Annotated in this window: 14 protein-coding genes and 1 riboswitch; of the genes, 13 read left to right on the top strand and 1 reads right to left on the bottom strand. The window is 75.2% G+C overall.

Annotated elements, in window-relative coordinates; translation table 11 throughout:
• From G3I41_RS34895 to G3I41_RS34920, 6 genes are all read left to right on the top strand, one after another.
• Positions 1-338, top strand: a 338-nt coding sequence (locus tag G3I41_RS34895; protein WP_275408476.1) for an acyl-CoA dehydrogenase, incomplete at its 5' end; no start/stop codon positions are given.
• A 243-nt stretch (positions 339-581) separates the two neighbouring features.
• Positions 582-824, top strand: a complete 243-nt coding sequence (locus tag G3I41_RS34900; protein ID WP_164404525.1) for an acyl carrier protein — start codon at positions 582-584, stop codon at positions 822-824.
• The gene (locus G3I41_RS34905; RefSeq protein WP_164404526.1) at positions 821-2,044 is read left to right on the top strand and encodes a beta-ketoacyl-[acyl-carrier-protein] synthase family protein; all 1,224 of its coding nucleotides are present in this window, start codon (positions 821-823) and stop codon (positions 2,042-2,044) included. The genes G3I41_RS34900 and G3I41_RS34905 overlap by 4 nt, the downstream gene beginning before the upstream one ends.
• Before the next feature lie 37 nt (positions 2,045-2,081).
• A riboswitch (cobalamin riboswitch) is annotated at positions 2,082-2,267 on the top strand.
• Positions 2,268-2,328: 61 nt separating this feature from the next.
• Entirely contained in the window at positions 2,329-3,369 is a 1,041-nt protein-coding gene (locus tag G3I41_RS34910; protein ID WP_164404527.1) for an ABC transporter substrate-binding protein, read from the top strand.
• A 50-nt stretch (positions 3,370-3,419) separates the two neighbouring features.
• Positions 3,420-4,454: an iron chelate uptake ABC transporter family permease subunit gene (locus G3I41_RS34915; protein WP_343242286.1), complete on the top strand. Its 1,035-nt coding sequence runs from the start codon at positions 3,420-3,422 to the stop codon at positions 4,452-4,454.
• A complete protein-coding gene (locus G3I41_RS34920) occupies positions 4,451-5,227 on the top strand; it encodes an ABC transporter ATP-binding protein (RefSeq protein WP_164404529.1) in 777 nt (258 codons plus the stop codon). The genes G3I41_RS34915 and G3I41_RS34920 overlap by 4 nt, the downstream gene beginning before the upstream one ends.
• 86 nt (positions 5,228-5,313) lie before the next feature.
• On the opposite strand, the gene G3I41_RS34925 is transcribed toward G3I41_RS34920, so the two are convergent.
• Entirely contained in the window at positions 5,314-6,321 is a 1,008-nt protein-coding gene (locus G3I41_RS34925) for a PRC and DUF2382 domain-containing protein (RefSeq protein ID WP_164404530.1), read from the bottom strand.
• A gap of 321 nt (positions 6,322-6,642) precedes the next feature.
• Between G3I41_RS34925 and G3I41_RS34930 the strand changes: the two genes are divergently transcribed.
• The 7 genes from G3I41_RS34930 to G3I41_RS34960 all read left to right on the top strand — a co-directional run bounded on the left by G3I41_RS34930 (position 6,643) and on the right by G3I41_RS34960 (position 13,090).
• On the top strand, positions 6,643-7,323 hold the full coding sequence (locus G3I41_RS34930) for an adenosylcobinamide amidohydrolase (RefSeq protein WP_343242284.1): 681 nt from the start codon (positions 6,643-6,645) through the stop codon (positions 7,321-7,323).
• A 50-nt stretch (positions 7,324-7,373) separates the two neighbouring features.
• Positions 7,374-8,279 (top strand): NAD(P)-dependent oxidoreductase, encoded by a 906-nt coding sequence (locus G3I41_RS34935; RefSeq protein WP_164404531.1) that lies wholly within the window; start codon positions 7,374-7,376, stop codon positions 8,277-8,279.
• Positions 8,280-8,519: 240 nt separating this feature from the next.
• Positions 8,520-9,437 carry an NADP-dependent oxidoreductase gene (locus G3I41_RS34940; protein ID WP_164404532.1) on the top strand — a complete coding sequence of 306 codons (918 nt, stop codon included), beginning with the start codon at positions 8,520-8,522 and terminating at the stop codon, positions 9,435-9,437.
• Positions 9,434-10,180, top strand: a complete 747-nt coding sequence (locus G3I41_RS34945; RefSeq protein WP_164404533.1) for a GNAT family N-acetyltransferase — start codon at positions 9,434-9,436, stop codon at positions 10,178-10,180. Before G3I41_RS34940 ends, G3I41_RS34945 begins: the two co-directional genes overlap by 4 nt.
• 166 nt (positions 10,181-10,346) lie before the next feature.
• Complete coding sequence (locus tag G3I41_RS34950) at positions 10,347-11,558, top strand: PP2C family protein-serine/threonine phosphatase (protein ID WP_164404534.1); 1,212 nt, start codon at positions 10,347-10,349, stop codon at positions 11,556-11,558.
• Between the two features lie 75 nt (positions 11,559-11,633).
• Entirely contained in the window at positions 11,634-12,323 is a 690-nt protein-coding gene (locus G3I41_RS34955) for a TetR family transcriptional regulator (protein WP_164404535.1), read from the top strand.
• Positions 12,320-13,090 carry an SDR family NAD(P)-dependent oxidoreductase gene (locus tag G3I41_RS34960; protein ID WP_164404536.1) on the top strand — a complete coding sequence of 257 codons (771 nt, stop codon included), beginning with the start codon at positions 12,320-12,322 and terminating at the stop codon, positions 13,088-13,090. Before G3I41_RS34955 ends, G3I41_RS34960 begins: the two co-directional genes overlap by 4 nt.
• The last annotated feature ends 71 nt before the right edge of the window (positions 13,091-13,161 follow it).

Consider the following 13,161-nt stretch of genomic DNA (forward strand, 5'->3'; position numbering starts at 1 on the left):
GGCAGGCGGCCGAGGCGTACGCGGAGGCGGTCGAGGCGCTGCCCCCCGGGGCGGACCGGGACCGGCTCGGCGAGCTGGCCCGGCTCTTCGCCCTGGGCCGGGTCGCGCGCGACAGCGGGGACCTCCTCGCGGCCGGGTATCTGAGCACCGCTCAGGCGGAGGCGCTGCCGGACCACACCGAACGGCTCATCGAGGCGGTGGCCCCCCACCTCCCGGAACTCGCCGACTCCTTCGCCTTCCCCGCCGAGATGCTCGCTGACTGGCCGATCACGGGTGCCGGGTACGCGGACGCGTACGACGATCCGGAGGCCCACTGGCACGCGGAGGCGGGGCGATGAGGGGCACGCGGGCACGCCGTGCGGCGCGAGCCCTGCCGGGGCTCGGGGCGGGGGCCGTCCTCCTCGCCTACTGGACGACCGTCGCCCTGTTCGCGCGGTGGTCCGGGGCGTCCGGGGCGGGCGTTGGCGAATCGGTTCGCCGCAAGGCGTAACCGGAGCGGCGCTGTTCAGTTGTTCCGGCGTCGGGGCCGTGCGCGCCGGCGCAGGACACCCCACGCGGGTGAGCACGAGGAAAGGAAGACCATGAGCACGATCCACCCCCGCATCACCGACGTACTCAGCCGTACCTTCAGGGTGCCCGTGGCCGAGATCCTTCCGGAATCCACGATGGACAGCCTGGACATGGACTCCCTCGCGGCCGCCGAGTTCGCCGTCGTCCTCCGGGAGACCACCGGGGTCGAGCTGGACACCGGCGTCCTGACCCGGGGGACCACCCTCGCCGAGCTCACGGAGCACCTTCACACGGCGGCGGGCGTCGCCCGATGAGGACACCGGCCATCGCCGTCACCGGTCTCGGCATGATCACCCCGGTCGGCAACGACACCGAATCCACCTGGGACGGGGTGTGCGCCGCGGTGAGCCCGGCCCGCACCGTCCCCGCGCTCGCCGGGTGCGCGATCGACTTCGCCTGCGTGGTCGACGGCATCGACCTGGACGCCGAGATCGGCCGCCGCACGGCCTTCCGGATGGGCCGGTACGTCAAGTTCGCGGTCCTGGCCGCCCGGGAGGCCGTCGCCGACGCCGGGCTCGACCCGGCCGGCTGGGACGGCAGCCGGGTCGCGGTCGTCGTCGGCACCAGCAGCGGAGGCTCCGCGCACCTCACCGACCAGGCGCTGGTCCTCGAGCGGAGGGGGCCGGAGGCGACCTCGCCGGCCGGGGTCCTGCTGACCATCCCCAACATGCCCGCCGCCGAGATCGCCATCGACATGCGGGCCACCGGCCCCAGCATGGCCCCCTGCACCGCCTGTTCGTCGGGCGTCACCGCGCTGTCCGTCGCCCGCGACCTGCTGGTGACCGGGCAGTGCGACGTGGCCGTCGCGGGGGCGACCGAGTCGACCGTCTTCCCGATCGCCATGACCGGCTTCGCCCGGTCCGGGGCCGCCGCCCGCGCGGACGGCGACCTGTCCCGGCTCAGCCGGCCCTTCGCCGCCGACCGCGCCGGACTCGTCATGGGCGAGGGTGCCGCCGTCATGGTGCTGGAGCGCGCCGCCGACGCGGAGGCCAGGGGCGCCGAACCCCGGGCCCTGCTCGCCGGCACCGGCGCCACCACGGACGCCCACCACCCCACCAGCCCGCACCCCGACGGGCGGGTCGCCCGGGCCGCCGTCGAGGCCGCGCTGCGGGACGCGGGCTGGCGGGCCGACGAGGTGGAGCACGTCAACGCCCACGGCACCGCGACCGTACGCAACGACGCCGCCGAGGCCGCGCTGATCAGCCGGGTGTACCCGCACCGGCCGCCCGTCACCGCCCCCAAGGGCGTGCTCGGGCACTGCATGGGCGCGGCCGGGGCGATCGAGGCGGGGCTGACGATCCTCACCCTCCAGCGCGGGATCGTGCCGCCGGTCGCGAACCTGGACGCCCCCGCGCCCGGGTTCGACATCGACTGCGTCACCAAGGTGCCGCTGGTGCGGCCCGTCCACCGGGCCGTCAGCCACTCCTTCGGCTTCGGCGGGCACAACGCGGTGGTGGCCCTGCGGCGCCCCTGAGCCCCGGGGGCGGCGCCGAACCGCGCGGGACGCCCGTGGTAGCGTCCCCGGAGCCAGTCGAACTCCATGTGGGAGTCAGGGAATCCGGTGCGAATCCGGAGCTGACGCGCAGCGGTGAGGGGGACGGGCGGGGCCACGGCCACTGGGAGACACCGTCTCCCGGGAAGGCGTCCCGTCCGAGCGAACCCGAGTCCGAAGACCTGCTGGCGACCGCCGTCCGGGACCGGGCGGCGGGTCCCGTACAGCGGGCCCCGCGCATGGGCCCAGAGACGCCGAGGTACCCCGTGCCGCCGATATCCGGCCCCGCCCGCTCCGCCGCCCTGCTCACCGCCATGCTCCTGCCGCTGACGGCCTGCGGGGGGTCCCCCTCCGGGAAGGCCGAGGCGTCCGGCGCGGCGGACGGCTATCCGGTCGTGCTCAGGAACTGCGGGCGCACCGTCACCGTGGACGCCGCGCCCCGGCGCGCTGTCTCGGTCGACCAGGGCACGACGGAGATCCTGCTCTCGCTCGGCCTCCAGGACCGGATGGCCGCCACCGCCACCTGGACCGACCCGGTGATGAAGGGCCTGGAGAAGGCCAACGAGGGCGTGAAGCGGATCGCCGACAACCGGCCCTCCTCCGAGAAGGTCCTCGACCAGGAGCCCGACTTCGTCGCCGCCGACTTCGAGTCGACCCTCGCCAAGGGCGGCGTCGCCCCGCGCGAGCAGTTCGAGGAACTGGGCGTCCCCACCTACGTCTCGCCCGCCGACTGCACGGCCAAGGACAACACCAAGGACGGCGACGGCGTCCGCACCGGCGCCCTCACCATGGACAGCGTCTACGACGAAGTACGCGACCTGTCCCGGGTGTTCGGCGTTCCCGAGCGCGGCGAGAAGCTGGTCGCGGGGCTCCGCGCCCGGATCCGCGAGGCCGCCGACGGGGTCGACGGATCCGGCACCTCCGTCCTGTACTGGTTCGCCAACTCCGAGTCCCCCTACCTGGCGGGCTGCTGCGGGGCGCCGGGCATCATCACCCGGGAACTCGGCCTGAAGAACGTCTTCGACGACACGCACGAGGAATGGCCCCAGATCAACTGGGAGACCGTGGCCGACCGCAACCCGGACCTGCTGGTCATCGGCGACCTCACCCGCAAGTCGCAGACCGCCGAGAGCGCCGCCGGGAAGATCGCCTTCCTGGAGTCCAACCCCGTCACGAAAACGATGGACGCCGTACGCCACAAGCGCTACGTCCTGCTCAGCGGCCAGGCCATGAACCCGACCATCCGCACGGTCGAGGGTGTGGAGCTGGTGGCCGCCGGGCTGCGCGCGTCCGGGCTCGCGGGGTGACGGCCACCGACCGGCTCACCGCCCCGCGCGACACGGCGCCGGAGACCACCGTGCCCGACCGCCCCCGCCCGCGCCGCCTGCGCGGCGGCCTCCTGTGGACCGGCGGCCTCCTGCTGCTCGTCCTGTCCGTCGCGGTCGCCGTCACCATCGGACCGGCCCGGATCTCCGTCGTGGACGTGTGGTCGGCCGTCGCCGCCCACCTCGGCGTCGGCGAGGCCCGGCTCAGCCCGATCCGCGACGGCATCATCTGGAACCTGCGCATGCCGCGCACCCTGCTCGCCGCCGTCTGCGGGGCGGGCCTCGCGGTCTGCGGGACCGTCATGCAGTCCCTGCTGCGCAACCCGCTCGCCGATCCGTTCGTCCTCGGCGTCTCCTCCGGCGCGTCCACCGGAGCGGTCCTGGTCGTCGTGCTCGGTGTCGGCGGGGGCGCGGTGTCGCTGCCGGCCGGGGCGTTCATCGGGGCGCTCTGCTCGTTCGCGCTGGTGTTGCTGCTCAGCCACACCCTGGGCGGCTCCACCGACCGGGTCGTGCTGTCCGGGGTCGCCGCGATGCAGCTGTTCTCGGCGCTGACCTCGTTCGTCGTCATGACGGCCGCCGACGCCGAGCAGACCCGGGGCGTGCTGTTCTGGCTGCTCGGCTCGCTCGGCGGGGTCGGCTGGACCGATGTGTGGATCTGCTCCGCCGTCCTCGCCGTCAGCCTGCTGGTCTGCCTCGGTCACGCCCGTACGCTCGACGCCTTCGCCTTCGGGCAGGACGCGGCCGCCGCCCTCGGCGTGAACGTCGCACGCGTCCGCACCGTCCTGCTCTGCACGACCGCGCTGCTGACCGCCGCGCTCGTCAGCTCGGCCGGGGCCATCGGCTTCGTCGGGCTGGTCCTGCCGCACGCCGCCCGCGCCCTCACCGGCTCGGGCCACCGCAGACTGCTGCCCGTCACCGCGCTCGCCGGCGCCGTCTTCCTGGTCTGGGTCGACACGCTCGCCCGGACCGTCCTCGACCCGCAGGAGGTCCCGGTGGGCGTCGTCACCGCCCTCATCGGCGTGCCCGCCTTCGTCACCGTCCTCTACCGCACCAGGCGGCCCGCGTGACCGGGACGGCGGAGGGCCTGCGGGCCGGCGGAGTCAGCCGCGAGGCCGGCGGCCGCCTCCTGCTGGACGGCGTGACGCTGGCCCCGGAACCGGGCACGACGGTGGGCCTGATCGGTCCGAACGGCTCCGGCAAGTCCACGCTGCTGCGCATCCTCGCCGGAGTCCTCGCCCCGCACGCGGGCGTCGTCACGCTGGACGGCACCCCCCTCACGGCCGTCGGCCGCCGCGCCGTGGCCCGGCGCGTCGCGGTCGTCGACCAGCACGCCGTCACCCAGGACGAGCTGAGCGTCCTGGACGTCGTACGCCTGGGCCGCATCCCGCACCGGCGTGCCTGGTCGGGGCCGACGGACGCGGACGCGGCGGCGGTGGACGAGGCGCTCGAACGCACCGGGCTCACCGGCCGGCGCGACCAGTCCTGGCACACGCTCTCAGGCGGGGAGCGCCAGCGCGTCCAGATCGCCCGCGCGCTCGCCCAGCGACCGCGCGAACTCCTGCTGGACGAACCGACCAACCACCTGGACATCCAGCACCAGCTGGAACTGCTCTCCCTGGTCGCCTCGCTGCCGCTGACCGCCGTCGTCGCCCTCCACGACCTCAATCTGGCCGCCATGTTCTGCGACCGGATCGTGGTGCTCAGCGGCGGACGGGCGGTCGCGGCGGGGACCCCTGCCCAGGTCGTCACCGAGGAGCTGATCGAGGACGTCTACCGGGTGAGGTCGGTCGTGACGCCGGACGGCCCGCGGGGGCGGCCCTCGGTGCGCTTCCTGCCCTGACGGTCCCGGGCACACGAGAGGGCGGGCCCGTCGGGCGGGCCCGCCCTTCGCCTGTCGTGCGCTACGGCCGGCATGCCGGCGAGGGGTCAGCGGTGGCGTCCCCGGCCGAGGTCGCCTCCGGTGTCCCTGCCGCCCATGTCCTTGCCGCCCTTGGTGGTGCCGTCCGCGTAGTCGATCTGCTCCTTGCGCAGTTCGGCGGAGACCTCCTCCTGATTCGTCACCCTCTCGGTTTCCAACCGGACACGCTCGACCGGGACGGTCTCCTTGCGCGTCGTGGCGCGTTCCGCGTGCAGGGTGACCTCCACGTCCTGCTCCGTCAGATCGCCCTTGCGCGCGGCCGTCCTGTCGCCCGGCTGCAGCGGCTCACGGACCACCCGTACCTCCTCGTGCGAGACCGGCACGCTGCGCGTGACGTTCTCGGTGACGACGTACTTGTGGAGGCGGGCCCTGCCGCTCTCGTACTCCTCGGTGCCGATGTGCAGCTGCTCCTCGGAGCGGATCATCTCCTCCTTGCCGCCCAGGTCGGCCCCGGACCGCTGGGCACCCGCGCCGGCTCCGGCCAGCGGACGGCCCGCCGCGGTACCCGTGTCGGTGTCCCGGTGCCTGCCGGTGCCCGCTGCCTGGCTCCGGTCCTTGCCGGCGGCGCCTGCCGCGCCCATGGCCCCGGCGCCCGCTCCGGCCGCGGCACCGGTGCCGGCCGCGCCCATGGTGCCGGTTCCCGCGGTGGTCGGTGAGCCGGTCCCGGAACCGTCGCCCAGTTTGCCCCGGGTGTTCCGGGTGAGGCCGTAGTGGCGGTACAGCTCCTCCTCCTCGGACACGGACAGATGCGCGTCCGCGTCCACCCGAGGGGCTTCCTTGACCTGGTTCTTGTCGTGGGAGATGTGCAGGTCGGAGCCCACTCGACGGGCTCCGGCGAGAGGCACGAAACTCTCCTTCATGCCGAACAGGCCGGTCTTCACCGTGATCCAGTCCGGGCGGCCGGTGCTGTCGTCGACATACACGCGGCCCACGTTGCCGATCTTCTCGCCCTCGGTGTCGTACACCGTCAGGCCGTCGAGCTCTCCGGAATCCGTGAAACCGTCAGCGGCTCCCATATCCGAATCCTCCTCGCCCGGGCGCGTCCTGTGGGTGGGTCCAGCAGAGAAGGCGCGTCCGGATTCCATCGCGCCTCACCCGGATGGACGCTGCAACCGCCCGGCCACCGGGAGCGGCGAGCGGCATCCGCCGCGGACCGGCGCAGCGCCCGTGTCACGCGGGTGCGCGGCTCTCGTGCCCATTACGCCATCCGGGTGAACGGCCCGGTGATGCGCACCGCTGCCGGGGAGCGGGGCACCTCCCGGACGCCCCCGCCCCGGCACATATGATCAACGGGTCCACGCCGACCGACGACCGACGTCCCGCCGCGCCACCCGGGGGTGCCCATCCGTTCCGTACGCATCCGGCTCCCCGCGCAACGCGGCGAACTGCTCGCCCGACGCGAGGACGGCGCTGAGCTGCACCACCTCGCGTGGCGGCTGGGCCCCGGCTGGCGGGTGTGCAGCAGCGCGGTCCTGGGCGGCGGCATCGGCCCGCGCGAGTGGATCCTCAACGCGCAGGTGCCCGGCGGCTACCCCCGCATGGACCCGGACCGCCACCTCGCCGAGATCGCCGCCGCCGCACGCCTCACCGGCCCGGGCGCCGGCCTCATGACCGCCGCGGACGTCACCGCGTACACCACGGCCGACGACGAGGACGTGCACGCCACCGCCACCTGCGGTCTGGGCGTGCGCGGCTGGGCCGCCGTGCCGGACGAGGGCACCGGCGGACCGCCGCGCCCCGGCACCGTGAACATCGTGGTGACGTTCCCGGTGCCGCTGTCCGACGCCGCCCTGGTCAACGCCGTGGCCACCGCCACGGAGGCCAAGGTGCAGGCGCTCCTGGACGCCGGGCTCGACTGCTCCGGCACCCCCACGGACGCCGTCTGCCTCGCCGCCCCCGAACCGGGTCCCGGGGCCGGCGCCGCCGAACCGTTCGCCGGGCCGCGCTCCCGCTGGGGCGCGCGACTCGCCAGAGCCGTACACGCCGCCGTGCTGGAAGGCGCGCTGCGGCAGCCCTGAGAAGCCGAAGCCGCCGCGCCCCCCGGGGAGCGGCCGACGAAGGGAACCCCATGACCTCAGCAGTCCCCGCCGCACCGCAGCGGCCCGTCGTCGCCGTACTCGGCACCGGGATCATGGGCGCGGCCATGGCCCGCAGCCTGCTCCGCGCCGGTCTGGACGTCCGGGCCTGGAACCGCACGCAGGCCAAGGCCGCCCCGCTCGCCGCCGACGGCGCCACCGTCACCGGCACGGCGGAGGAGGCCGTGCGCGGCGCCCACGTCGTGCTCACCGCGCTCACCGACACGACCGCCGTCGCCGCCGCCCTCGCCGCCGCCTCCGAGGGCCTGCACCGGGGCCAGGTGCTGCTCCAGACCTCCACGGTCGGCCCGGACGGCGCCGTCGAACTGGCCCAGCGCGCCGCCGACCTCGGCCTGATCCACCTCGACGCCCCGGTCGTCGGGACCCGGCAGCCCGCCGAGCAGGGTGCGCTGACCGTCCTCGTCTCCGGCCCCGAGGCCGCCCGTGCGGTGGTCGGACCGGTGCTGGACGCGATCGGGCAGCGCACGGTGTGGGCCGGGGAGGAACCGGGGGCGGCCTCCCGGCTGAAGCTCGTGGTCAACGCCTGGGTGGTCAACATGGTGGGCGGCGTCGCGGAGTGCCTGAACCTCGCCGAGGGGCTCGGCGTCGACCCGCGTGCGTTCCTCGGCCTGGTCGAGGGCGGACCGCTCGACTCGGGCTACCTCCACGCCAAGTCCGCCGCCGTCCTGGACGGGGACCTGACCCCGAGCTTCGCCCTGTCCACCGCCCTCAAGGACACCCGCCTCATCCTCGACGCGGCCGCACAGGCCGGTGTCCGGCTGGACCTGGCCGCCGCGTCGGCCGCCCGCTTCGAGCGCGCCGAGGCCGCCGGACACGGCGAAGAGGACATGATCGCCACCTACTACGCGGGCCGGGCCCCCGAGAGGGGCCGCGACTGACCGGGCGGGGCCACGGCCGCGCGACGGGCGAGGACCGCCCCACCGGTACGGGGGAGCCCGGTGGGACGGCCGCCATCAGCGTGCCACAGGACGGCACGCCGCAGGGGCCCACCGGCTGGTACCCGGCGCTGATTGAGTCGAAATCGACGGTACGGGAATACCCGCGCGCCACTCGTCCTTGCCGCACCTGTGGCGTCCGTCAGCGGGGCGCCGTCGCACGGAACAGGGGAGTAGGAGCTCATGCCGAAGGCGTACGTGTTCACCCGCAACGGCGGACCGGAGGTGGAGGTCCTCACCGAACTGGAACGGCCGAAACCCGGTCCCGGTGAACTGCTCGTCGCCGTCCGCGCGGCAGGCGTCAACCCGGTCGACTGGAAGCTGCGCACCGGCTGGACGAGGCCGGGCAGCGAGCCGCCGCCGTTCCCGGCCGTCTTCGGCAGCGAGGCCGCCGGCACCGTCGTGGAGACCGGCCCCGGGGTGGAGGGTTTCGCACCCGGCGACGAGGTGTTCGGCTCCCCCCTGACCGGCGGGTACGCCGAGTACACGCTCATGCCCGTCGCGGTCACCGCCCGCAAGCCGGCCGCCCTGTCCTTCACCGACGCGGCGGTCCTGCCCGTCGCCGCCGCCACCGCGTACGACGGGCTGCGCCAGCTGGACCTCGCACCCGGTGCCACGCTCCTGGTCACCGGGGCCGGCGGCGGCGTGGGCAGCGCCGCCGTCCAGCTCGCGCGCCACGCGGGCCTCCGGGTCCTCGGCGTCGCGGGCGAGGCCAAGAAGGAATTCGTGGAGTCCCTGGGCGCCGAGCACGTCCCGTCGGGCGCCGGTCTCGCCGACCGGGTGCGCGAAGCCGCCCCCGAGGGCGTGGACGCCGTCTTCGACCTGGTCGGCGGCGACACCCTGCGGGAGGCGGCCGGCCTGGTCGACCCGGCCGCGCTCATCAGCGCCGGCGGCAGGCCCCTGGTGGCCGAGCTCGGCGGAGAACCCGTCCGCCGGGCCCGTACCGCCGCCGTCCTCGACGAAGTGGCGCGGCTGACCGTCGAGGGGGCCCTGCGCACCCACGTGACCCGGATCCTGCCCCTCGATCGCGCCGCCGAGGCGCTGCGCGCGGTGGAGGACGGCCACGCCCTGGGCAAGACCGTGATCGAGGTGACCGCGTGAGTCCGCACCCGGACCCGGGCCACCCCCTGGACGACCCGGTGGGTGCCGCCCTGCGCGGCACCCACGCCCGCTTCGCCCAACGCCGGGGCCGCGTGCTGCGCTACGCCTCCGAGGTCGCCCCCTGGGTCGCGCTCCCGCCGGACCCCGGGCCCGCCGACTGGGCCGACGTGGCGGCGCTCACCGGACCGGGCGGAGGCGTCACCATCACCGCGTTCCGGGAGCCCCCGCCCGCCGACTGGGAGATCACCTTCCACGCCGACGGCGTCCAGCTGGTCGACGCGGGCGTGGCCGCGGCGCCCCTCCCCGAAGCGGTCCGGCTGGGCCCCGCCGACGTACCGGAGATGCTCGACCTCGTCGCCCGCACCCGGCCCGGCCCCTTCGAGTCCCGGACCGTGGAGCTCGGCACCTACCTGGGGGTGCGCCGGGACGGGGTGCTGGTCGCCATGGCCGGCGAACGCATGCGCCCGCCGGGCTGGAGCGAGATCAGCGCCGTCTGCACCGACGCGTCGGTCCGCGGCCAGGGACTCGGCGGCGGACTCGTGCGCGCCGTCGCCCACGAGATCCGCCGGCGCGGCGAGACCCCGTTCCTGCACGCGGCCGCCGCCAACACCGGCGCCGTCCGGCTCTACGAGGCGCTCGGCTTCGAGCTCCGCCGGCGGGTCGAGTTCCTGGCCGCCGTCGTCCCGCCCGGGCCGGAGGTGCCGGCGCCCGGCCACCCCGCCGGCGTGACGGCCGCGCGCTGATCCGACGGGTGCCTCCGGGGCCGGGCGGCACCGGCCTCGGACGCGTTCAGGGACCTTCGGCCGGGCCCGTCGGGCCGTAAGCCTCGTGTGCCCCTTCCCTCCGCGGGGTCGAATGGAAGGGAACGCCGGCACGCGGGGTGCCGGCCGATCCCGGAAGGAGAGGGCCGTGACCTTCGGACTCCTGAGCCGGCCGGCGCCCCGTGCGGCGCTCCCCGGCACCGAGGCGGGAGAGGCGGCAGCGCGCGCTCCACGCATCGGGAACGGGGCGCTGTCCGGTGGCCTGGCCCTGCTGACCGCCGTGATCGTCAGCCTCGACGTCCTCGCCGGCAACGACCTGCGGCTGGTGCCGCTCCTCGTGGTCGCGCCGGCCCTCGTCTCGGTCTTCGGGACGGTCGGTCAGACCGCCGTCGCCGGCGCCTGGGTCACCGGGGCGGCCGTCGTCACGCGTGCGGCGACCGGCGGGACCACGTGGGACGTGATCAGCAGCATCGTCTTCACCCTCTTCGCCTGCCTGCTCAGCGTCGCCGCCTGCGCCCTGCGCGTCAGGCACGCCACCGAGATCGCCCGGCTGCGTTCCGCCGCCGTCGCCCTCCAGCGGCAGATCCTGCGCCCCCTGCCCATCCCGACCGACCAGATCACCGCCCACGGCACCTACACGCCGATCGAGGAGGACCGCCTGGTCGGTGGGGACATCTACGAGGTCGTCCAGTCGCCGTACGGCACCCGGGTGATCATCGGCGACGTCCAGGGCAAGGGGCTCCCCGCCATCGGTGTGGGCTTCGCCGTCCTCGGCGCGTTCCGCGAGGCGGCCATCCGCGAACCCTCCCTCACCGCTGTCGTGGACCGGCTGGAGGACGCCGTCACCCGGCAGAACGCCTTCGCCGCCCAGACCGGTGACACCGAACGCTTCGTGACCGCGCTCGTCCTCGGCTTCGACGGCGACGGCCGGGTCCGCGCGGTGAACTGCGGCCATCTGCTGCCCCGGCTGCTGCACGACGGGGTCGCCGTCCCCGTGCCCCTGCGCCACACCTCCGTGCCGCTGGGCATGGCGGAGCTCAGCAACGAGGGCCGCACCGCGGAACGGCTCGACTTCCCGCCCGGCGCGACGCTCCTGATGTTCACCGACGGCGTCACCGAGGCCCGCGACGCCGACGGGCGCTTCTACCCGCTCGACCACCGGCTGAGCCGCTGGGCGCGCCGGAGCCCCCAGGGAGTGCTCGACGCGCTCGAACACGACCTGGAGGAGTTCTCCGGCGGGGTGCGGCGCGACGACGTCGCCGTGCTGGCCCTGCGCCGCGCCACCTCCGCCGAGGCGGCCCGGCCCGTTCCGGCGGGGCACGAGGCGGTAGGGGCCGCCGAGGTGTTCAGTGGACGCTGACGGGCGTACCCCCACCCTTCTGTCCCGGTGCGACTTCTGTCGCGCCGGGACATTTTCGGGTGTACGGTGGCACACATGCAAGCGGAACGGAAGATTCCGGACAGGCGGGGCCGCAAGGCCCGCCGGACCCGGGACGCGCTGGCCGGGGCCGCCTTCGAGCTCGTGCTCGACCGGGGGCTCAGGGAGGTCACGGTCGAGGAGATCGCCGAACGCGCCGACCTGGACCGCCGCACCTTCAGCCGGTACTTCGCCGGCAAGGAGGACGCCGTCCTGGACTCGGTCCGGGGCGACGGCGACCGGATCAACGACGCCCTGCGCGCCCGCCCGGCGGGCGAGCCCCCGCTCACCGCGTACCGCCGGGCCGTCCAGGACTGGCTCCAGGACCCCGTGGTCCCGGCCTGGCACCGCCGCCCGCGCATCTACGAGCTGCTGGTCCTCGCCGAGCGCGAACCGACCCTCTACGCGGCCTTCCACCACATCCGGGTGGACGCGCAGGCGGACTCGGTCGCCATCGTCGCGGACCGGCTCGGCACCGACCCCCTCAGCGACCTGCGGCCCGCCGTCACGGTCGCCGCCGGAGCCGGCGCCCTCCTCGCCGCCCAGGCCGCCTGGGTGCGCGGGGACCGCCCCGACGAGCTGCCCCGGCTCGTCGACCGGGCCTTCGACGCCCTGGCCGGCGAACTCTTCACCGGCCCCGCGCCGCCCGGCATCGGCACACCGCACAGCACCACCCGCACCGCCACGGAAGGAAACGGCACCCCATGAGCACCACCACCCCCACCGACCAGGAGTTCGCCGGCCGCACCGCCCTCGTCACCGGCGGGGCCTCCGGCATCGGCCTGGCCCTCGCCCACCGGCTCGCCGGCGCGGGCGCCTCCGTCGTCGTCGCCGACTACAACGAGGCGAGCGCCCGCGAGGCTGCCGCCGCCCTGGAGAGCGCCGGCGGCCGGGCCGCCGCCGTGGCCATGGACGTCACCGACCCCGCGTCCGTCGAGGCGGGTGTGCGGTTCGCCGTCGACACCTTCGGCGCCCTGCACCTCGCCGTCAACAACGCGGGCATCGGCGGTCCCAGCAACCCCACCGGCGAGTACGCCGTCGAGGACTGGGACCGGGTCGTCGCGACCAACCTCAGCGGCGTCTTCTACTCGATGCGCCACGAGCTGCCCGCCATCGTCGCCGCGGGCGGCGGCGCGATCGTCAACATGTCCTCGATCCTGGGCACCAACGGCTTCGCCGGCTCGCCCGCGTACGTGGCCGCCAAGCACGGCGTCGTCGGCCTCACCAAGTCCGCCGCCCTGGAGTACGCCGCCCAGAACGTCCGGATCAACGCCGTGGGCCCGGGCTTCATCGACACCCCGCTGCTGCGGGACACGGAGGGCCCGGCCCGGGACCACCTGATCTCGCTGCACCCGGCGGGCCGCCTGGGCACGTCCGAGGAGGTCGCGGAGCTCGCCGCGTTCCTGCTCTCGGACCGGGCCTCGTTCATCCACGGCAGCTACCACCTGGTGGACGGCGGCTACTCCGCCTCCTGACCGCGGCGGGGGATCCCGGGGGCGCGGAGGAGCGAGGAAAACAGGGGGCTTCGGGGGTTTCGGGGGCCAGC

This window comes from Streptomyces sp. SID9727 (genome assembly GCF_010550605.1).
GTDB lineage: Bacteria > Actinomycetota > Actinomycetes > Streptomycetales > Streptomycetaceae > Streptomyces.

Coding starts and splice junctions, on each gene's coding strand:
- G3I41_RS34935 (WP_164404531.1), top strand. CDS start 7,374: ATGACCTCAGCAGTCCCCGCCGCACCGCAGCGGCCCGTCGTCGCCGTA.
- G3I41_RS34925 (WP_164404530.1), bottom strand. CDS start 6,321: ATGGGAGCCGCTGACGGTTTCACGGATTCCGGAGAGCTCGACGGCCTG.
- G3I41_RS34900 (WP_164404525.1), top strand. CDS start 582: ATGAGCACGATCCACCCCCGCATCACCGACGTACTCAGCCGTACCTTC.
- G3I41_RS34955 (WP_164404535.1), top strand. CDS start 11,634: ATGCAAGCGGAACGGAAGATTCCGGACAGGCGGGGCCGCAAGGCCCGC.
- G3I41_RS34960 (WP_164404536.1), top strand. CDS start 12,320: ATGAGCACCACCACCCCCACCGACCAGGAGTTCGCCGGCCGCACCGCC.
- G3I41_RS34940 (WP_164404532.1), top strand. CDS start 8,520: ATGCCGAAGGCGTACGTGTTCACCCGCAACGGCGGACCGGAGGTGGAG.
- G3I41_RS34905 (WP_164404526.1), top strand. CDS start 821: ATGAGGACACCGGCCATCGCCGTCACCGGTCTCGGCATGATCACCCCG.